Annotated in this window: 12 protein-coding genes and 1 tRNA gene; 5 read left to right on the forward strand and 8 right to left on the reverse strand. The window is 35.9% G+C overall.

Annotation, left to right across the window (positions count from 1 at the left end):
- Window positions 1–94 precede the first annotated feature (94 nt).
- From V6S17_RS10005 to V6S17_RS10020, 4 genes are all read right to left on the reverse strand, one after another.
- Entirely contained in the window at window positions 95–2,824 is a 2,730-nt protein-coding gene (locus V6S17_RS10005) for an ATP-binding protein (protein ID WP_029091576.1), read from the reverse strand.
- Window positions 2,821–4,062, reverse strand: coding sequence for a metallophosphoesterase family protein (locus tag V6S17_RS10010; protein ID WP_029091575.1), 1,242 nt, complete (start codon window positions 4,060–4,062; stop codon window positions 2,821–2,823). The genes V6S17_RS10005 and V6S17_RS10010 overlap by 4 nt, the downstream gene beginning before the upstream one ends.
- Before the next feature lie 125 nt (window positions 4,063–4,187).
- Entirely contained in the window at window positions 4,188–4,547 is a 360-nt protein-coding gene (locus tag V6S17_RS10015; RefSeq protein ID WP_029091574.1) for a YlbF family regulator, read from the reverse strand.
- A 73-nt stretch (window positions 4,548–4,620) separates the two neighbouring features.
- Entirely contained in the window at window positions 4,621–6,714 is a 2,094-nt protein-coding gene (locus tag V6S17_RS10020) for a transglycosylase domain-containing protein (protein ID WP_051457119.1), read from the reverse strand.
- Between the two features lie 162 nt (window positions 6,715–6,876).
- Between V6S17_RS10020 and V6S17_RS10025 the strand changes: the two genes are divergently transcribed.
- From V6S17_RS10025 to V6S17_RS10035, 3 genes are all read left to right on the forward strand, one after another.
- Window positions 6,877–7,239 (forward strand): hypothetical protein, encoded by a 363-nt coding sequence (locus tag V6S17_RS10025; protein WP_029091573.1) that lies wholly within the window; start codon window positions 6,877–6,879, stop codon window positions 7,237–7,239.
- 369 nt (window positions 7,240–7,608) lie between these two features.
- On the forward strand, window positions 7,609–8,931 hold the full coding sequence (locus V6S17_RS10030) for a hemolysin family protein (protein WP_036027325.1): 1,323 nt from the start codon (window positions 7,609–7,611) through the stop codon (window positions 8,929–8,931).
- A 69-nt stretch (window positions 8,932–9,000) separates the two neighbouring features.
- Window positions 9,001–9,855 (forward strand): pseudouridine synthase, encoded by an 855-nt coding sequence (locus V6S17_RS10035; protein WP_029091571.1) that lies wholly within the window; start codon window positions 9,001–9,003, stop codon window positions 9,853–9,855.
- An 847-nt stretch (window positions 9,856–10,702) separates the two neighbouring features.
- Here V6S17_RS10035 and V6S17_RS10040 read toward each other — a convergent pair.
- Window positions 10,703–11,530 carry an aldo/keto reductase gene (locus tag V6S17_RS10040; protein WP_029091430.1) on the reverse strand — a complete coding sequence of 276 codons (828 nt, stop codon included), beginning with the start codon at window positions 11,528–11,530 and terminating at the stop codon, window positions 10,703–10,705.
- A gap of 383 nt (window positions 11,531–11,913) precedes the next feature.
- Here V6S17_RS10040 and V6S17_RS10045 point away from each other — a divergent pair, with 383 nt between their 5' ends.
- The gene (locus tag V6S17_RS10045) at window positions 11,914–12,534 is read left to right on the forward strand and encodes a DUF47 domain-containing protein (protein WP_029091429.1); all 621 of its coding nucleotides are present in this window, start codon (window positions 11,914–11,916) and stop codon (window positions 12,532–12,534) included.
- A 20-nt stretch (window positions 12,535–12,554) separates the two neighbouring features.
- Window positions 12,555–13,568 carry an inorganic phosphate transporter gene (locus tag V6S17_RS10050; protein WP_029091428.1) on the forward strand — a complete coding sequence of 338 codons (1,014 nt, stop codon included), beginning with the start codon at window positions 12,555–12,557 and terminating at the stop codon, window positions 13,566–13,568.
- A gap of 91 nt (window positions 13,569–13,659) precedes the next feature.
- On the opposite strand, the gene trmL is transcribed toward V6S17_RS10050, so the two are convergent.
- From trmL to V6S17_RS10065, 3 genes are all read right to left on the reverse strand, one after another.
- On the reverse strand, window positions 13,660–14,175 hold the full coding sequence (trmL, locus tag V6S17_RS10055; protein ID WP_029091427.1) for a tRNA (uridine(34)/cytosine(34)/5-carboxymethylaminomethyluridine(34)-2'-O)-methyltransferase TrmL: 516 nt from the start codon (window positions 14,173–14,175) through the stop codon (window positions 13,660–13,662).
- Window positions 14,175–15,323: a tRNA epoxyqueuosine(34) reductase QueG gene (gene queG, locus V6S17_RS10060; protein WP_029091426.1), complete on the reverse strand. Its 1,149-nt coding sequence runs from the start codon at window positions 15,321–15,323 to the stop codon at window positions 14,175–14,177. The genes trmL and queG overlap by 1 nt, the downstream gene beginning before the upstream one ends.
- Window positions 15,324–15,417: 94 nt before the next feature.
- Window positions 15,418–15,488: transfer RNA gene (locus V6S17_RS10065), tRNA-Gly, on the reverse strand.
- Between the last annotated feature and the right edge of the window lie 362 nt (window positions 15,489–15,850).

Here is a 15,850-nt window from a genome sequence, read left to right on the forward strand (position 1 = left end):
TTCTATTATACCATAATGCTTTCTACTATTTAAAATCGAACAAAACGTTCTGAAGGGTGACTCAGTATTTTACAGGCACACTTTAAGTAATACTTTAACTTTTAAATTGTGTTAAATCTAAACAATTTTCAGGTGGTAGATACTCTTTCATATAAGCATGGCAAGTAAAATAAATGATTTGTTGTTTTAATTTTATCTTATCAAGTAAAGACATAATTAAATCTGTTCGGTTTTTATCAAAATTAACAAAACTATCATCAATAATAATTGGTAGTTTTACTGCAGCTCCTAAAACCTCAATAAAAGCGAAGCGAATCGACAAATAAAGTTGTTCTTTTGTGCCTTGGCTAAGTTCTTCACCTGTAAATTGAAATTTATCCTTACGGTGAACGAGTAATTCCTCATCATAAAAATCAATTTTCACATACCGTCCTTCCGTTAAGTAGCTGAGGTATTCACTAGCCTGTTGCAATACTCTTGGTAATCGTTCTGCTTGAAGTCGCTCAACCATCTCATTAACAAGTTGTTGTGCCGTTTTATAACGCATCCATTCTTCACTCAACTCTTCTACTTCCGACTTCATTAAGAAATAAGCATGCGCAGTATCAGCATAAACCTCCCCCTGTGTTAAAAGTTGAATTTGATGGTTGATTTCTAATTGCTCTTTTTGTAGATCACTGCGTCTCTCTGATAATTCTTTACGCTGTTGTTTTATCTGTTCAAGTTGAGCTAGGAGCATAACTTTATCATTAAATTGACTTAAAGTATGACGTTCTTTCTCACTTATTTGCATCTGTAACACTTGTAAACGTTCTTCAATTGCCATTGCTTGTTGTTTCATTTCTGCTTTTGAGTAAAAACTTTTATCATCTTCAACATCTGCTTCTTGTAATAAGCTGCTAAGCTGCTGCTCTATTCGTTCAATTGTAGCGAACAAACGCTCTTTGTGATTGCTTAAATCTTCCTTTTCTTTTCGTATCGTCACGACCTCTTCTGTTTGTAGATGATAACGACGTTGCTCTGCCAACAGACTATTAATACTCTCATCCAAGTTTAACCAATCTAACTGCTCGTCATTTATCTCAGCTGTTAACGCTTGAATACCTGTTAACCAATCATTTTGCTTAATTATCAATTGTTTGACTTGTTCTTGCTCTGCTATGTTTGACTTCTCCATTGTTACTTGTTCTACCAATTGTTCATACTTATTTAAAAACATTGTATGGCTGCTTATTGATAGCTCTAATTTTTCCGCTATCTTCTTCAACCATGATTCTGATACAACCATATCCTCTGTGATTTCAGAGTGTCGCTTTTGAATTTTAGTTTTTTCGAACTGTAATTCATCTAATTCTGCACATTGTTGTTGCCATAATTTTTCCCATTCTGCGACAATAGAACTGTTTGTACGTTGTGGCGCTTGTTGTTTTTTGTTAACTTTTTTGTATGACAAAATTGCTAATAGACCCAACAAAATGCCGCCTATATAGAATATTGGCATCACAAGCCAACCCAATAACAGAACGGCTAATGCAGCTAAACTTAATATAATCGCTAGATGTGTTGTTTTTGCTGTTGTTTGTATAAAATCCGGTGATTGTTCAGCTTGTTGTATTCTTTTTTCTGTTTCGTCACATTGCTCTTTTTGGCGTTCTATTTTAATTGCTAGAACACTCTCTTCGCTCAGCCGTTGTTCCCGCTCCCAATCAAGTCGCTCAATTTTCCGAATAACTTCCTGTGCCTGCTTAAATTCCTCATGTTTTACCTGCTCTAAAATATGCGCTGGAATTAGAGCCGTATTGTTAGCAGATCCTCTTAGCATCTGTAACTGCCGCTCTCGTTCTTGGTACAATGACCAATCCGACAAATATTTTCCAAGTTGATCCCAATCTAATTTTTCGAATGGATTCGTATCAACCATTTTACGCAAAATTTGATTGAGTTTCATTTCAACTTGATAGGCTTCATTTTCATTATTCGATAACTCATCTTTTAATGCTTTAAAACGGTTAAAGCCATTTTGTGGAAAAGAACTTACTTGTAAGTTTTTTAATGTTTCTTGACCTTTAATCAACTCTTCATAGATGGACCATTTTGAAAGATAATCTGTAAACAATTCTTGTTCAATCAACAGGTTTTTTTCTTTATTTTGCCATTCTAGGAGTTGTGTTTCAGAACGCAATTGTTTTTCTTTAAGCTGAGTAAAAGCCGTATTATTTAGCTGTGCTGTTTTATATTTTGATTCCAATTCTTTCAATTGATTCAATTTTTTATTCAATATCGGTATACGACCATTTGGTTTAAATAGTTCATCACGCTTGCGTTGCAATTGGTTATCTACACGTATTAAAACATCAGAACCAACTGTTCCTGCTGCTAATAAGTAACGATTAAAGTCTGTTTCTTTGAGATTTTGGACATTTTGAAGACCGTGAATATCAAAACTGTAAATAGCGCGGTACATTTGTTTTGTCATTCCTTTGAGCAGTCTAACTAAGGATTCTTCATCGCCTCGTGTACCATCGGCAAAATATAAGACCACATCGCCTGTGGCTTTTCCTTTCTTGCGTTCAATAATTACAATTTCCAAATCATCAGTTTCAACCGTTATCCTACCACCAAAACCATCATAATCTTTCGGTTCTAAACGCCGTTCATTGCTTTTATTCGTTGGAAATCCAAATAAAATCGCTTCAATAAAAGCCATCAAAGTTGATTTTCCCGCTTCGTTAGGCCCATATATTATTTGTGTTTTTTGAAATTCCGGAAAATCTATTTGCCGCCACTTACCATAACCATACACATGCAATTGCTTGATAATCATTTTTCTTCACCTTCCTCAGCAATCAACTGCCCAATCAATAAAACAGCATCTTCGATAATTTGCTCTCGTAACGCCGTATCTGGCACATCAACATAACGTCTTGCCAAGCGTTGCATCGTCATTTCCTGAATCACATCATTAAATTGTTGTTCTTGTGATAACTGCTGAATAGCACCTTCCCAATGTGATTGATAAGCTGTTTCTTCTTGCCACCAATCAACTGTAATATTTTTATTTAAGTATGTTTTCAATTGGTATACCCAAACAAAATCGTCACGTTCTTGTTCTAAATCCTGTAACCGCTCAATCACTTCTCCATTTATAATTTTTTGACTCACGGTTTTATTTAGTTTCTCATCTATCAATAAAGTTACAGCTAAGAAAACCTTCGCACCACTCTCTTCACGAGCTTTATCCATTTCAGCTGTTAATTTTTGGAGGAGATGATCAATGCTAATATCAGGTTTAATTGTGAGACTACGTTCTTCCCAAACAATCGCAGCAGCTGGATAAAAAGTTGCTTTTGTTTCCTTTTCAGAGAGTGAGATTATCATTCCTCCCTTAGGACCTGTTTCTTTGCGATGGCGCCCTTGAATATTCCCTGGATATAAAATCAGTGGTTCTTCGTTAAGACAGACTTGCTTATGGATGTGTCCTAACGCCCAATAATCAAAATTTTTCTGTAACATCTCTGAGCGAGAAAATGGCGCATAGTTTCCTCCAGTTGTGGTTTCCTCGCCATGATAAAGTGCAATGTTAAAATCAACATTGCTCGCCTTTTCAAATGTTTCAACTCGTCTTTCAATCAGATGTTTTTTATCATAACTAAAACCATGTATAGCAGCAGTTGTACCATTAGTATGTTTGTAATACACTGTCTCTGTTTCTGCTGAAAAAAGGTGTACATTTTGAGGCAAATCAAGCGATATCAACGTGCCATCATTATAATCATGATTTCCTAATATTGCATAAACTGGAATATTTTCTGTCTGTAAACGCTCCATTTCATCTATAAAACGTGCTTGAGCACGGATACTTTGTGTTTTTTCATCATAAATATCACCTGCAATTAAAAGGAAATCAATTTTCTCTGTAATTGCTACTGTAACCAACTTTGTAAGTGATTTGAATGTGCTATCTTTCATTTGCTGAAAAATAAAGGGTGGTAAGTGTTTTAAGCCCACAAAAGGGCTGTCAAGATGTAAGTCCGCAATATGCATAAAACGTAGCTCTTTCATGTGTACCTCCTTGATACGAATATATGTTCTATTATACCATGAAACCCTCTAAAACAGCTTATGAAAACACACTCGTGCACAAAAAAACGTCCCTAAAAGGGACGTTTGCAAATTACTATTCTGAATTATGCTTTTGGTGCTTCATCTTGATATAAATCACGTAAAGGACCTGTAATAATTTCATTAAGGTCATTGATTACAACTGACATACGTTGTTCAGACTCAATCAATGCGGAAATGTGCTCATTACCTTGAACTTCTTGTGCTAATTTTTGCGCTGCTTCAACTTCTGTTTCTGTAATTTCTTGACCTTGCATTTGTTTTTGTTGCAATTCAAGTTGAATCATGCGGAATTTATCAAATAATTCTTGAGATGCAGGTGTATCTTTAACTACCTGATAAGCATTTTTCAATTCGTTGTATTGTTCCGATTGTCGTAAGTTACTCTCTAAATTGTTTGCAATATCATATAAGTTTTCAGCCATTTTATCATTCCTCCTAATTAATTTCATACTTACTATAACATGTTTTCTAGTTACACAAAACCAAAAGCATTTATCAATTGCCAAACAAGCTGTTTACCCAATCCTTGGTTTTCTTAGCGCCTTCTTTCACACCTGAAGAAATTGATCCCGCAGTTTCTTTCACGCTATCTATAATACTTCCTGTATCCTTAGATTCTTGCTCTTCTTTTTCTTGTTGTTCACGCTTTTCTTCCTCATCAACTGTTGCCGCACTCTTAATATCAAATGATTCTTTTTTCAAGTTAGGCAATGATTTTGATAAGATGTTCCCAGCTGTAGTAGAAACATTTCTATAACTATCTGCCTGCATATAATGTTCCTCGTCCGTATTGTCAAATCCCATCCACATTGATAATACGACGTTAGGTGTATAACCTACAAACCATTGATCTTTTGTTCCTTCTGTTGTCCAATCAACTTGAGTGGATCCTGTTTTCGCTGCAATATCATAACCAGGTACCGCCGCATTTTTACCAGTTCCTTTTGCGACTACATCTAATAACATTGATGTCATATCTTTTGAAACATCTTCTGAAACAATTTGTTTTGTTGAATTTTTTTCATTATCGACAAGCACTCGTCCACTTGCATCAACAATTTTTCGAATTAAATGGCCTTTTTCTGGTTGCGCTCCTTGATTGGCAAACGTAGCGTATGCTCTCGCCATTGTTACCGGTGAGTAACCTGTTTTTGTTCCTCCAAGCGCAAGTGATAAGTTTTCATCTGCCTCTGTTAAAGGTAAACCAAAACGTTCCACTGATTTCACACCTGTATTAAGACCAATTTTTTTCAATAACCATACCGCAGGTACATTGATTGAATTTTGAACAGCTTCATACATTGGTATGTTTTTCTGATATATACCCCCAATATTAGTTGGCTTATAACCATTAAAGTCAGTGTACTCATCTTTCAATAAATCAGTTGGTTTATAACCTTCCTCTAAAGCAGGCACATAAACAGCTAGTGGTTTCATCGTTGACCCTACCTGTGCACGTAATTGCGTTGCACGGTTGAACCCTCTAAAGACATGCTCGCCGCGTCCTCCAACAAGCGCATAAATACCACCTGTTTTAGGATCCATCATTACACCACCACTTTGAACCATTTCACCATTCATATCTACTGGGAAGTTTAAATCATTATCATAAACACTTTCCATAGCTATTTGAAGATTTTGATCCATCGTTGTATATAACTTATAACCTTTCGTTAATAAATCATCCTGTGATAGCCCATAATTATTGATTGCTTCATTTAAAACAGCATCGGTATAATATGGAAAACTACTTTTTGTTACGGTTTCCTCTTGTGTATTCAATACAATATCTTGCTTAACTGCACTATTATATTGCTCTTTAGAAATTTTATTATTATCTAATTCGGCTTGTAACACTTGATTACGACGCTTCGTCGCTTTATCAATGTATTTTGTTGGATCATATGAAGATGGTAATTGTACTAAACCTGCAAGCAACGCCCCTTCTTCGATTGTGACATCTGATGCGGGTTTATTGAAATATTTTTGAGAGGCATTTTCAATTCCCCATTCCCCATTCCCAAAATAAACAGTGTTGAGGTACATTTCTAAAATTTCATCTTTACTGTATTTATTTTCAATCTCTGCTGCTAAGAACAATTCTTCTAACTTACGTTTAACTGTCTTTTTACTTGTTAACAATGCGTTTTTTGCTAACTGTTGGGTAAGTGTTGATCCTCCACCTGTAATATGGCCTGTGGTGACTAAACCAACAACTCCTCGTGCCATACCGCGAATATCAAAACCATTATGTTCATAAAAACGGCGATCCTCAATCGATACTAACGCATTTTTAATATTGGGCGATATTTTATCGATTTTTACAAATTTGGCATTTCTCGAAGATACTTCAGTAGCCTTATCGCCATCTTTATCATAAATAACAGTCGTTGTTTCCAATGCTGCTTTTAATCCATTGACGTTTGCTTGTTTAGCTAAAAAAGTAAAGTACAAAATAGCAAGAAACATTACTAATAATAATGCAATGAGTAATACCTTGGTAATGTAGTATTTCTGCCATATCAATACTACACGATGATTTATTGGCTTGAGGTAATTATTATAAATCTGAGCAATATTATTTTTCATAATCATACATCCATTCCTATTTATTCAAAGTAACAAGTTTTGTAATTCGTTTATTCATCTTATCATAAATTATGTTTATTTTCGAAAACAAAGGGTATTAATACTGTTATTGTACGACTTTTTCACGCTGCTACATAATAATTGTATAGGGGAATTTAAATTATGACACAAGACATTTATTTTATTTCATCCGATGCTGAAACGACTGAAATCGCAAAAAATTGGGCACTTAAACTAAATTTAGAAGGCTATCGTTTTTTTACTCTTTCATATGAAACGGATCATCTACCTTCTGAACCATTACCACGTTTAGAAAATGCCAAACACATCATTTTTTTAAACACTGAAAAACACATTCGTTTGCCTCATGAAATCTATAACTTTCCAAACTTCCAAGTATGGGACTTAATGACAATTGATTATCTATCTACTGATACGTCAAACATAATCTCTCAGAAACTGTCAGATATTATTGCTTTAAAAATATCATATTTTGCAGAATCATTAGAATTAATTACTTACTAAGTATAAAACTTATAGATATGAATTTTCACAGCAATAGTCTAAATAAAAATAGTCATTTACTATATTTGCTAAGGCATAGTAATTACTATATAATTATCTTATAGTTTTACACTAAATTTCAAAATTGTGAAGGGGGGGATTATTCCGATGGGACAGAAAAACTAATTCAAGTACTTAAACTGAAAAACATATGCACGTCGTTTCCAACTGATGTTTTTGATTGTGTGGCTCTGAACTGCTCGGAAGTATCTTCCGTCTTTTAAGTAAGCATTAATTCGAAAACATCTCTTTATGACCTTAAAAGGTTGATATACAAAACTACTAGGAGGTGTTTGGGTCCTATTCAAAGGTGAATAGCGATCCTCTTATTTGATATTTAATTTACTAGCTATTGTGATTTTGATTTTTGCTTCTGCTTTTTTCGTGGCAACTGAGTTTGCTGTTGTAAAAATGCGCGGAAGTCGTTTGGAACAACTTGTCGAAGAGGGCAAGCCGAATGCTAAAATGGCAAAACATATACACGTTAACCTTGATGCTTACCTTTCTGCTTGTCAGTTAGGGATTACACTTTCGTCTTTAGGATTAGGTTGGTTAGGTGAACCCGCAGTGGCGCGTTTAATCACACCTATTTTCAACTACTTTGAGTTGCCATCAACTGCAGCACATCTTATCTCGTTTATTTTAGCATTCTCAATCATTACTTATTTACACGTTGTGATTGGTGAACTTGTTCCTAAAACATTAGCAATCCAAAAAACAGAGCAAGTGACACTCGCGGTTGCACAACCGTTAAATGTTTTTTATCGTATTATGTATCCTTTCATTTGGTTCTTAAACCATTCTGCTCGTGGGATCAGTCGTTTGTTTGGCTTAGACATGAGTGGTGAACATGATGTCGCTCATACAGAAGAAGAATTACGATTTATCGCTAACGAAAGTTTTAAGAGTGGCGAAATCAATCAATCTGAATATGGTTACCTCAATAAAATTTTCGAATTTGATGATAGACTTGCAAAAGAAGTAATGGTGCCACGTACTGAAATTGTTACTGTTTCAATTGATTCTACAATTGATGAGGCCTCTAACATGACTTTATCTGAGCGTTATACACGCTATCCAGTAATTGATGGTGATAAAGATAATGTTGTTGGTGTTTTAAATTTGAAAGACTTGTTAAGTATTTATGTAACTGGAAACCTAAAACCAAGTGACACAATTGAATCTTTGGTTAAACCGATTATTCGTGTCATCGAAACAATTCCAATCAATGATTTACTTTTAAAAATGCAAAAAGAACGTAATCATATGGCAATTTTGTTAGATGAATATGGTGGCACAGAAGGCCTTGTGACAGCTGAAGACATCTTGGAAGAAATTGTTGGCGATATTCGCGATGAATTTGATGTTGATGAAATATCAGAAATCACTAAAATTGCTGACGACCATTATGTAGTCGAAGGTAAGGTTTTGATTGATGAAATCAATAACTTATTACACACCTCTTTAGATGAGGATGATGTCGATACAATCGGTGGTTGGTTCTTAACACAAAAATATGATTCTAAGCAAGGCGATCAAATAATCTTTGACGGCTATATCTTTACTATCAAAGAAATTGAAGATCACCATGTCTCTTTCATTGAAATCACAAAGTCTACGCAACCAGTAGCTGAAATTGATGAAGAGGCTTAATTAGAACACTTAGTTAAATGACTTAAAAAAAGCCTCCGCTTTGGAGGCTTTATTCTTTGGAGGTATTTTATGTTTGCGTCACTAACGATTACAGTTCCTACAACTTTATCGGGACTTACTATCAATGAACTATTACAAAATAAATGGTTGCTAAGCTCAAGTGTGATTGAACAATTACAACGAGAAAAACGTATTGTTGTAGATGGACATAAGCACTTTGATTGGAAAACATATACTGTAACAGATAATAGTCAAATTGAGATTAGCTTACCTATTCCATTTGATTTTCCAGTTGTACCAACCGAATTCCCCTTAACTATTTTATATGAAGATGAGCATGTTATTATTGTGAATAAAACTGAAGGTCGTCTAGCTTTGGCAGTCGATGAGACTTCAAAAAACACATTACAAAATGGTGTTGAGGCCTATCTACGTTCACAAGAGCATCCGCTATTTCACGCCTATGCAATCCATGACCTAGAACAAGATATTAGTGGCGCCGTTATTTTCGCCAAACATCCCTTAATACTCAACTTACTTCTTCATCAACTTCAGCAAAAACAACTTTATGGTGTTTATTGGACAAAAGTTGATAGTGTTATGGAAGGAACCTATGGTAAGATTCAAGCGAGTATTTCTGAAGAACATGACGAGATTAACGCTAAAGGTACAAAAGCAATCACTCACTATGAAATCATCAAACGTGACCGTGCCGCGAACACTTCTATTTTAGAAATAACAATTGATACTGCGATTAAGCACCAAATAAGATTGCACTTAGATTCAATTGGCTATCCTATTAAAGAAATAACAATTGCAGGAATGAAACGTCCTTTATTACATCTTAAAGAATTGCATTTCCATCATCCCTTTATGGATCAATTTGTTAAAGCAAGTACTCCTATTCCGTTTGAATTTGAATAGTAAAACTCTTCTACAATAACAGTTAAACTTAATTTTTTAAAAAAACTATCCCCCTGACATTTTTGGTCAGGGGGATTTGTTTATAAAACTCTGTTGATTAACGACCTCGATCAATTTGCGAGAAATGTTGAGATAGTAGGCTCGGCAAACGAATGACGGTGCGCGTACCTATGGGTACGTAATCCCGAATGACTGAGGAGTAACGACCTCGATCAATTTGCGAGAAATGTTGAGATAGTAGGCTCGACAAACGAATGACGGTGCGCGTACCTATGGGTACGTAATCCCGAGTGACTGAGGAGTAACGACCTCGATCAATTTGCGAGAAACGTTGAGATAGTAGGCTCGACAAACGAATGACGGTGCACGTACCTATGGGTACGTAATCCCGAATGACTGAGGAGTAACGACCTCGATCAATTTGCGAGAAATGTTGAGATAGTAGGCTCGACAAACGAATGACGGTGCACATACCTATGGGTACGTAATCCCGAGTGACTGAGGAGTAACGACCTCGATCAATTTGCGAGAAATGTTGAGATAGTAGGCTCGACAAACGAATGACGGTGCGCGTACCTATGGGTACGTAATCCCGAGTGACTGAGGAGTAACGACCTCGATCAATTTGCGAGAAACGTTGAGATAGTAGGCTCGACAAACGAATGACGGTGCACGTACCTATGGGTACGTAATCCCGAATGACAGAGGAGTAACGACCTCGATCAATTTGCGAGAAATGTTGAGATAGTAGGCTCGACAAACGAATGACGGTGCGCGTACCTATGGGTACGTAATCCCGAATGACTGAGGAGTAACGACATAGATTGACGTTTCTCTCTCTTTAAGGTTAATTTTCGAAGCGTTGCATGGGATCGTGGCTTACCCTCTCATTACGATTAAGTTGTTCTATCATCGCCATTTCATTTTCATCTAAACGAAAATCAGCGATGCTGATATTCTCTATAATACGGCTTGTTGTTTGTGATTTTGGAATAACCACAGAGCCTCTTTGTAGATGCCAGCGAATAACCACTTGTGCTGCTGTCTTTTCATAACGTTCTGCAATCGCGTGTAAGAGTGGATCGGTAAGTAAACCACTCTTATTTTGACCTAATGGCCCCCATGATTGATGTTGTATGTTGTTGTTTTTAAGATACTTAATTAAGTCTACTTGTGAAAAATAGGGGTGCGTCTCCACTTGGTCTATTGCTGGGATAATGTTGTGTTCCGCTAATAACCGTTCCAACAATGGCTGTTCATAATTGCAGACACCGATTGCACGTACACGTTTTTCCTCTAACAATCGCTCCATTGCACGCCAAGTTTCATTAAAGTGCTCTTTTATTGGCCAATGAATCATATACAAATCTAAATAATCGAGCTTCATTTCATTCAATGTCGTTTCATAAGCGCGTAATGTTTCATCATATGCTTGATCTGTATCCCAGACTTTGGAAGTAATAAATAACTCATTACGAGGAATTCCCGCACTAGCAATTGCATGACCTACCATCGCTTCGTTTTCATAACGCTTTGCTGTATCAATTGCTCGATACCCAGCCTCTAAGGCATCGACAATAGGTTGCTCTTCTTCCATTTTGAAAACACCAAAACCTATTTGTGGCATTTCAACTCCATTATTCAGAGTGATTTTATCGGAAAAAACATTATTCATCAGTATCTCCCCTTTACTTATTATTTCTAGATTTTCAAACATAAAAATTAAAAATTAATAAATTCTACACACTTTGTATTTTACAGCAGTTTCTCTTTGAAATCTAATATTTAGGTCGATACTAACTATGAACAAAAGCCGTTATATCAAGCGTCCACAATACCGAAAACGCTTTCAATTAATAAGTGCTAAAAAGCCTCTATTCACTAGTGATTAGACCTTAGTGTAAATAGACAAATTCAATTGTAAAGATTTTGTTAAGAAATCACTAAATTTTTGTTTTTTGTGTTAGAATGAGAATGTACTTTGCTTGTTTAAGAGTTACAAAAAAACTAATCAAAAGATTACTAAACTACTTATTCATATAATGGAGGAATTCAAGAATGGTTTTCAAAAATAAAAAAGATCGTTTTGCACATTTATTACATGAGATTTCATTAAACATCAACGAAGCTGGTAAGTATTTCAGTGAATTTAATGCAGAAACACAAGATGATTTGCGTAAATTAGCTGAAGTGATGAAAGAGTATGAACTTAAAGGTGACACTCTTGTACACAAAATCATTTTAGAACTCAACAACGCTTTTATCACACCCATTGAACGTGAAGATATGTTGGAATTAACAAACCGATTAGATGACATTTTAGATGGATTCGAACAAGCATCATTCATCTTAGAAATGTACAATATTTCTACAAAAGATGAATACATAACTAAATTCTTAGAAAACCTTTCAAAAGCAACTGCAGATATTTCAATTGCTACAGGTTATATCTTTGATAAAAAACTTAAAAACGTACGTGAACTTGCTATTCAAATTAAAGATTACGAATCAATTTGCGATGATATTTACCGTGATTCGATTCGCCACTTAAACGATAACATCACTGATCCTATTACGTTCTTCAAATATCGTGAAGCCTACGAAGATTTAGAAGATATTGCTGATGGTTGTCAATCAGTTGCTAACACTCTTGAAACTATCGTTATGAAGAACGCTTAATAAGGAGACCTTAAAATTCTATGGATAATATATTAATTATTACAATAGCTATTGTTGCTGCTGCCCTTGTGTTTGACTTTATCAATGGTTTCCATGATACTGCCAATGCAATTGCTACGAGTGTTTCAACAAAAGCGATTAAACCAAAACAAGCCATTATTATGGCTGCAATTATGAACTTTTTAGGTGCCATTTCATTTACAGGAGTTGCAAAATCATTAACAAAAGATATTGTTGACCCCTTTGCACTTCCAAATGGGGATGTCGTAATTTTATCTGCATTAATTGCTGCAATTATTTGGAACCTTGTTACATGGTACTTCGGTATCCCAAGTAGTTCATCACATGCGTTGATTGGTTCTATTGCCGGTGCTGCAATTACAGCAGCTTTCCTTGCAGGTAAATCATCACCGCTGAACTATGCTGGTTTCACTAAAATTATTCAAGCATTAATTTTAGCGCCGTTCCTGGCATTTGCCGCTGGTTTTATTATCTATACTATTTTCAAATATACCTTGAAAAATTTCAACTTGGATCAGACGAACCGTCGTTTCCGTTATTTACAAGTTGTTACAGCCGCCTTTCAATCTTATGCTCACGGTACCAACGATGCTCAAAAATCAATGGGTATCATTACACTTGCTTTGATTGCGAACGGTTACCAATCTGAGGCTGATGGCGTTCATTTTTGGGTGCAGTTTGCCTGTGCATTAGCAATGGCTCTTGGTACTTCAATTGGTGGTTGGAAAATCATCAAAACAGTTGGTAGTAAAATTATGAAAATCAAACCGGTTAATGGTGTTGCTGCTGACCTTGGTTCGATGTCTGTTATTTTCTCTGCAACTGCAATGGGGCTCCCTGTAAGTACAACTCACGTTATTAGCTCATCTATACTAGGTGTAGGTTCATCTCACCGTATACGAGGAGTGAAGTGGGATACAGCTCAGCGTATGATTATCACATGGGTAATCACATTACCTATTTCAGCAATTGTTGCTGGTGGTATCTACTGGATTTTTACCCTATTTATGTAAATTTTTCAAAACGCTGTTGACATGTTGTCAGCAGTGTTTTTTTATGCAAACTAAAAACCACACTGTTTGTCGTGTGGTTTTTAGCTACTTCTTATTTATCTTCAAATACAACTCGATCATAATCCGGTGCAGCAACATCCATATTTTGGAAGTCTTGTTGGCGCAATGCTTCGTATGTGAGGATTGCAGCAGTATTACTTAAATTTAATGAGCGAATGTTCTCAGACATTGGAATACGCAAACAAGTCTCACGATGATCGCGTAAAACCGAATCAGGAAGCCCCGTTGTTTCTTTTCCAAAGACAAAGAAGATATCTTCGTCAGTATTACTGTAATCAAAGTCACTATATGTATGTTCGCCAAATTTAGTGATAAAATAAAATTTACCTTTTGGATATTTTTCAAATAACTCATCGAGTGAATCATGCATTGATAAGTTAACGCTCTCCCAATAATCAAGTCCGGCGCGCTTTAAATATTTATCTTCTAATGAAAATCCTAGTGGGCGTACAAGATGTAATGCTGTGTTTGTTCCGGCACAAGTACGCGAAATGTTACCTGTGTTTGCTGGAATTTCAGGTTGGAATAATACAATATGATTCATGATTAATATGAGCCTTCTTTCTCTGATAATTGTAGTAGTGCTTTGCTAATTTCCTGATACGCTTCGGCATCAGTTTCTTCCTTTTCAGCCGCTATCAAAGCATCGTATGCGATGCCACCACCTATTTTTGAAAGTGAATAAGCTGCGGTTCCTCGAATAACTGGCCGGGGGTCTTCTAATAAACAGTTGACTAAATCTGGTACGGCTGTTTGATCTTTGTAACGTCCTAATATTAGGATAGCATTACGTTGTAAAGGTTTTTTACCACGCCACGAACCAGCCATTGGACCAAATGTTTCTTTAAATTCACGATTAGAAATCGTTAGTAAAGGCTTTAATAGTGGCTTTATTTTTGCTTCTTCTGGCTCCATTTCAGGATGTAAGTGGAAATCTTTGCCGCGGTTATAGGGACAAACAACTTGGCATGTATCGCAGCCATATAAACGATTATGTAACTTTTCACGAAATCGTTCTGGCATCATCCCCTTAGTTTGAGTTTGATAACTGAGACATTCCTTACCATCCATTCTTCCTTCACCAAGTAAAGCACCTGTTGGACACGCCTTGATACATTGCGTACATTCACCACAACCATCAGCCATTGGTTCATCTGCTTCGAACTCAAGGTTTGTTATCATCTCTCCAAGGTATACAAAGCTGCCAAACTCAGGCGTAATCAGCAATGTGTTCTTACCACGCCATCCGATACCCGCTCGCTCTGCAACAGCTACATCCGATAATTCACCCGTATCTACCATTGACTTAAAACGGGCAGTTGGTACCTTCTCCTTAATGAATGCTTCAATCAATGCTAGCTTTTCACGTAAAATTGTATGATAATCAACGCCCCATGAAGCTCGAGCGAAAACACCACGCCATTCACCACGTTTGCTGCGAAGATTATTATCCGTTTGATTAGGATAGGCTAGTGCGATTGCTATAATTGAACGGGGTTCCTCAAAAATAACAGATGGATCAACTCGTTCTTTTATCACCGGGTGTTCAAAACCTGTTAATAAGTCATGCTCTGCTGCAAACGTTAAACGTTTTTCTAAAGTTTGAAAGTAATCAGCATGAGTAAAACCAATTTTTTGTACACCGATAGATTGTGCATATGCTTTAATCTCTGCTTTTAATTGTGCATTGACCACGCGATTACTCCTCCTTTTTTTAGTTTAACTTATTACCGAAAAAAAAACACTGCACGGTTAGTAAAACCCGGCAGTGTTCGACATTTGTTAATTAAGCGGGTGATCGGGATCGAACCGACGACAACAGCTTGGAAGGCTGTAGTTTTACCACTAAACTACACCCGCTAAGTGATAGGTAACCTTTATTACTTCTTTATTATAGCAAATCCTTTGAAAAAATCAAGTATTTCTGTTTAAAAAAAGCAATAAACGATGGTTATTAAAATTTAACGGTATCTCTTAACAAGAAAAACAAACTCTATTCCCACCCTATCTAAAATTTAAATTGATTGAGCAAGCCACTTTAATCAATTAACCTTCAACTTGAAGCGTTAATTACTTTTTTCTCACTACAATACGCCCTATTTTAAATACTTCAAAAAAAAGAAGCAGGCTCAGATAACCTACTTCTTTTTTATTCAATAATTTCAACAACTACTACATTATTTTTTCTAATTACTTAGAGCAGATTAAAGGTGATTAGCCTT

The organism is Brochothrix thermosphacta DSM 20171 = FSL F6-1036 (assembly GCF_036884295.1).
GTDB classification, from domain to species: Bacteria; Bacillota; Bacilli; order Lactobacillales; family Listeriaceae; genus Brochothrix; species Brochothrix thermosphacta.

What these genes read in the sequence shown, in the direction of transcription:
- V6S17_RS10005 (WP_029091576.1), bottom strand. Translation starts at nt 2,824, where the DNA reads ATGATTATCAAGCAATTGCATGTGTATGGTTATGGTAAGTGGCGGCAA.
- V6S17_RS10010 (WP_029091575.1), bottom strand. Translation starts at nt 4,062, where the DNA reads ATGAAAGAGCTACGTTTTATGCATATTGCGGACTTACATCTTGACAGC.
- V6S17_RS10015 (WP_029091574.1), bottom strand. Translation starts at nt 4,547, where the DNA reads ATGGCTGAAAACTTATATGATATTGCAAACAATTTAGAGAGTAACTTA.
- V6S17_RS10020 (WP_051457119.1), bottom strand. Translation starts at nt 6,714, where the DNA reads ATGAAAAATAATATTGCTCAGATTTATAATAATTACCTCAAGCCAATA.
- V6S17_RS10025 (WP_029091573.1), top strand. Translation starts at nt 6,877, where the DNA reads ATGACACAAGACATTTATTTTATTTCATCCGATGCTGAAACGACTGAA.
- V6S17_RS10035 (WP_029091571.1), top strand. Translation starts at nt 9,001, where the DNA reads ATGTTTGCGTCACTAACGATTACAGTTCCTACAACTTTATCGGGACTT.
- V6S17_RS10040 (WP_029091430.1), bottom strand. Translation starts at nt 11,530, where the DNA reads ATGAATAATGTTTTTTCCGATAAAATCACTCTGAATAATGGAGTTGAA.
- V6S17_RS10045 (WP_029091429.1), top strand. Translation starts at nt 11,914, where the DNA reads ATGGTTTTCAAAAATAAAAAAGATCGTTTTGCACATTTATTACATGAG.
- V6S17_RS10050 (WP_029091428.1), top strand. Translation starts at nt 12,555, where the DNA reads ATGGATAATATATTAATTATTACAATAGCTATTGTTGCTGCTGCCCTT.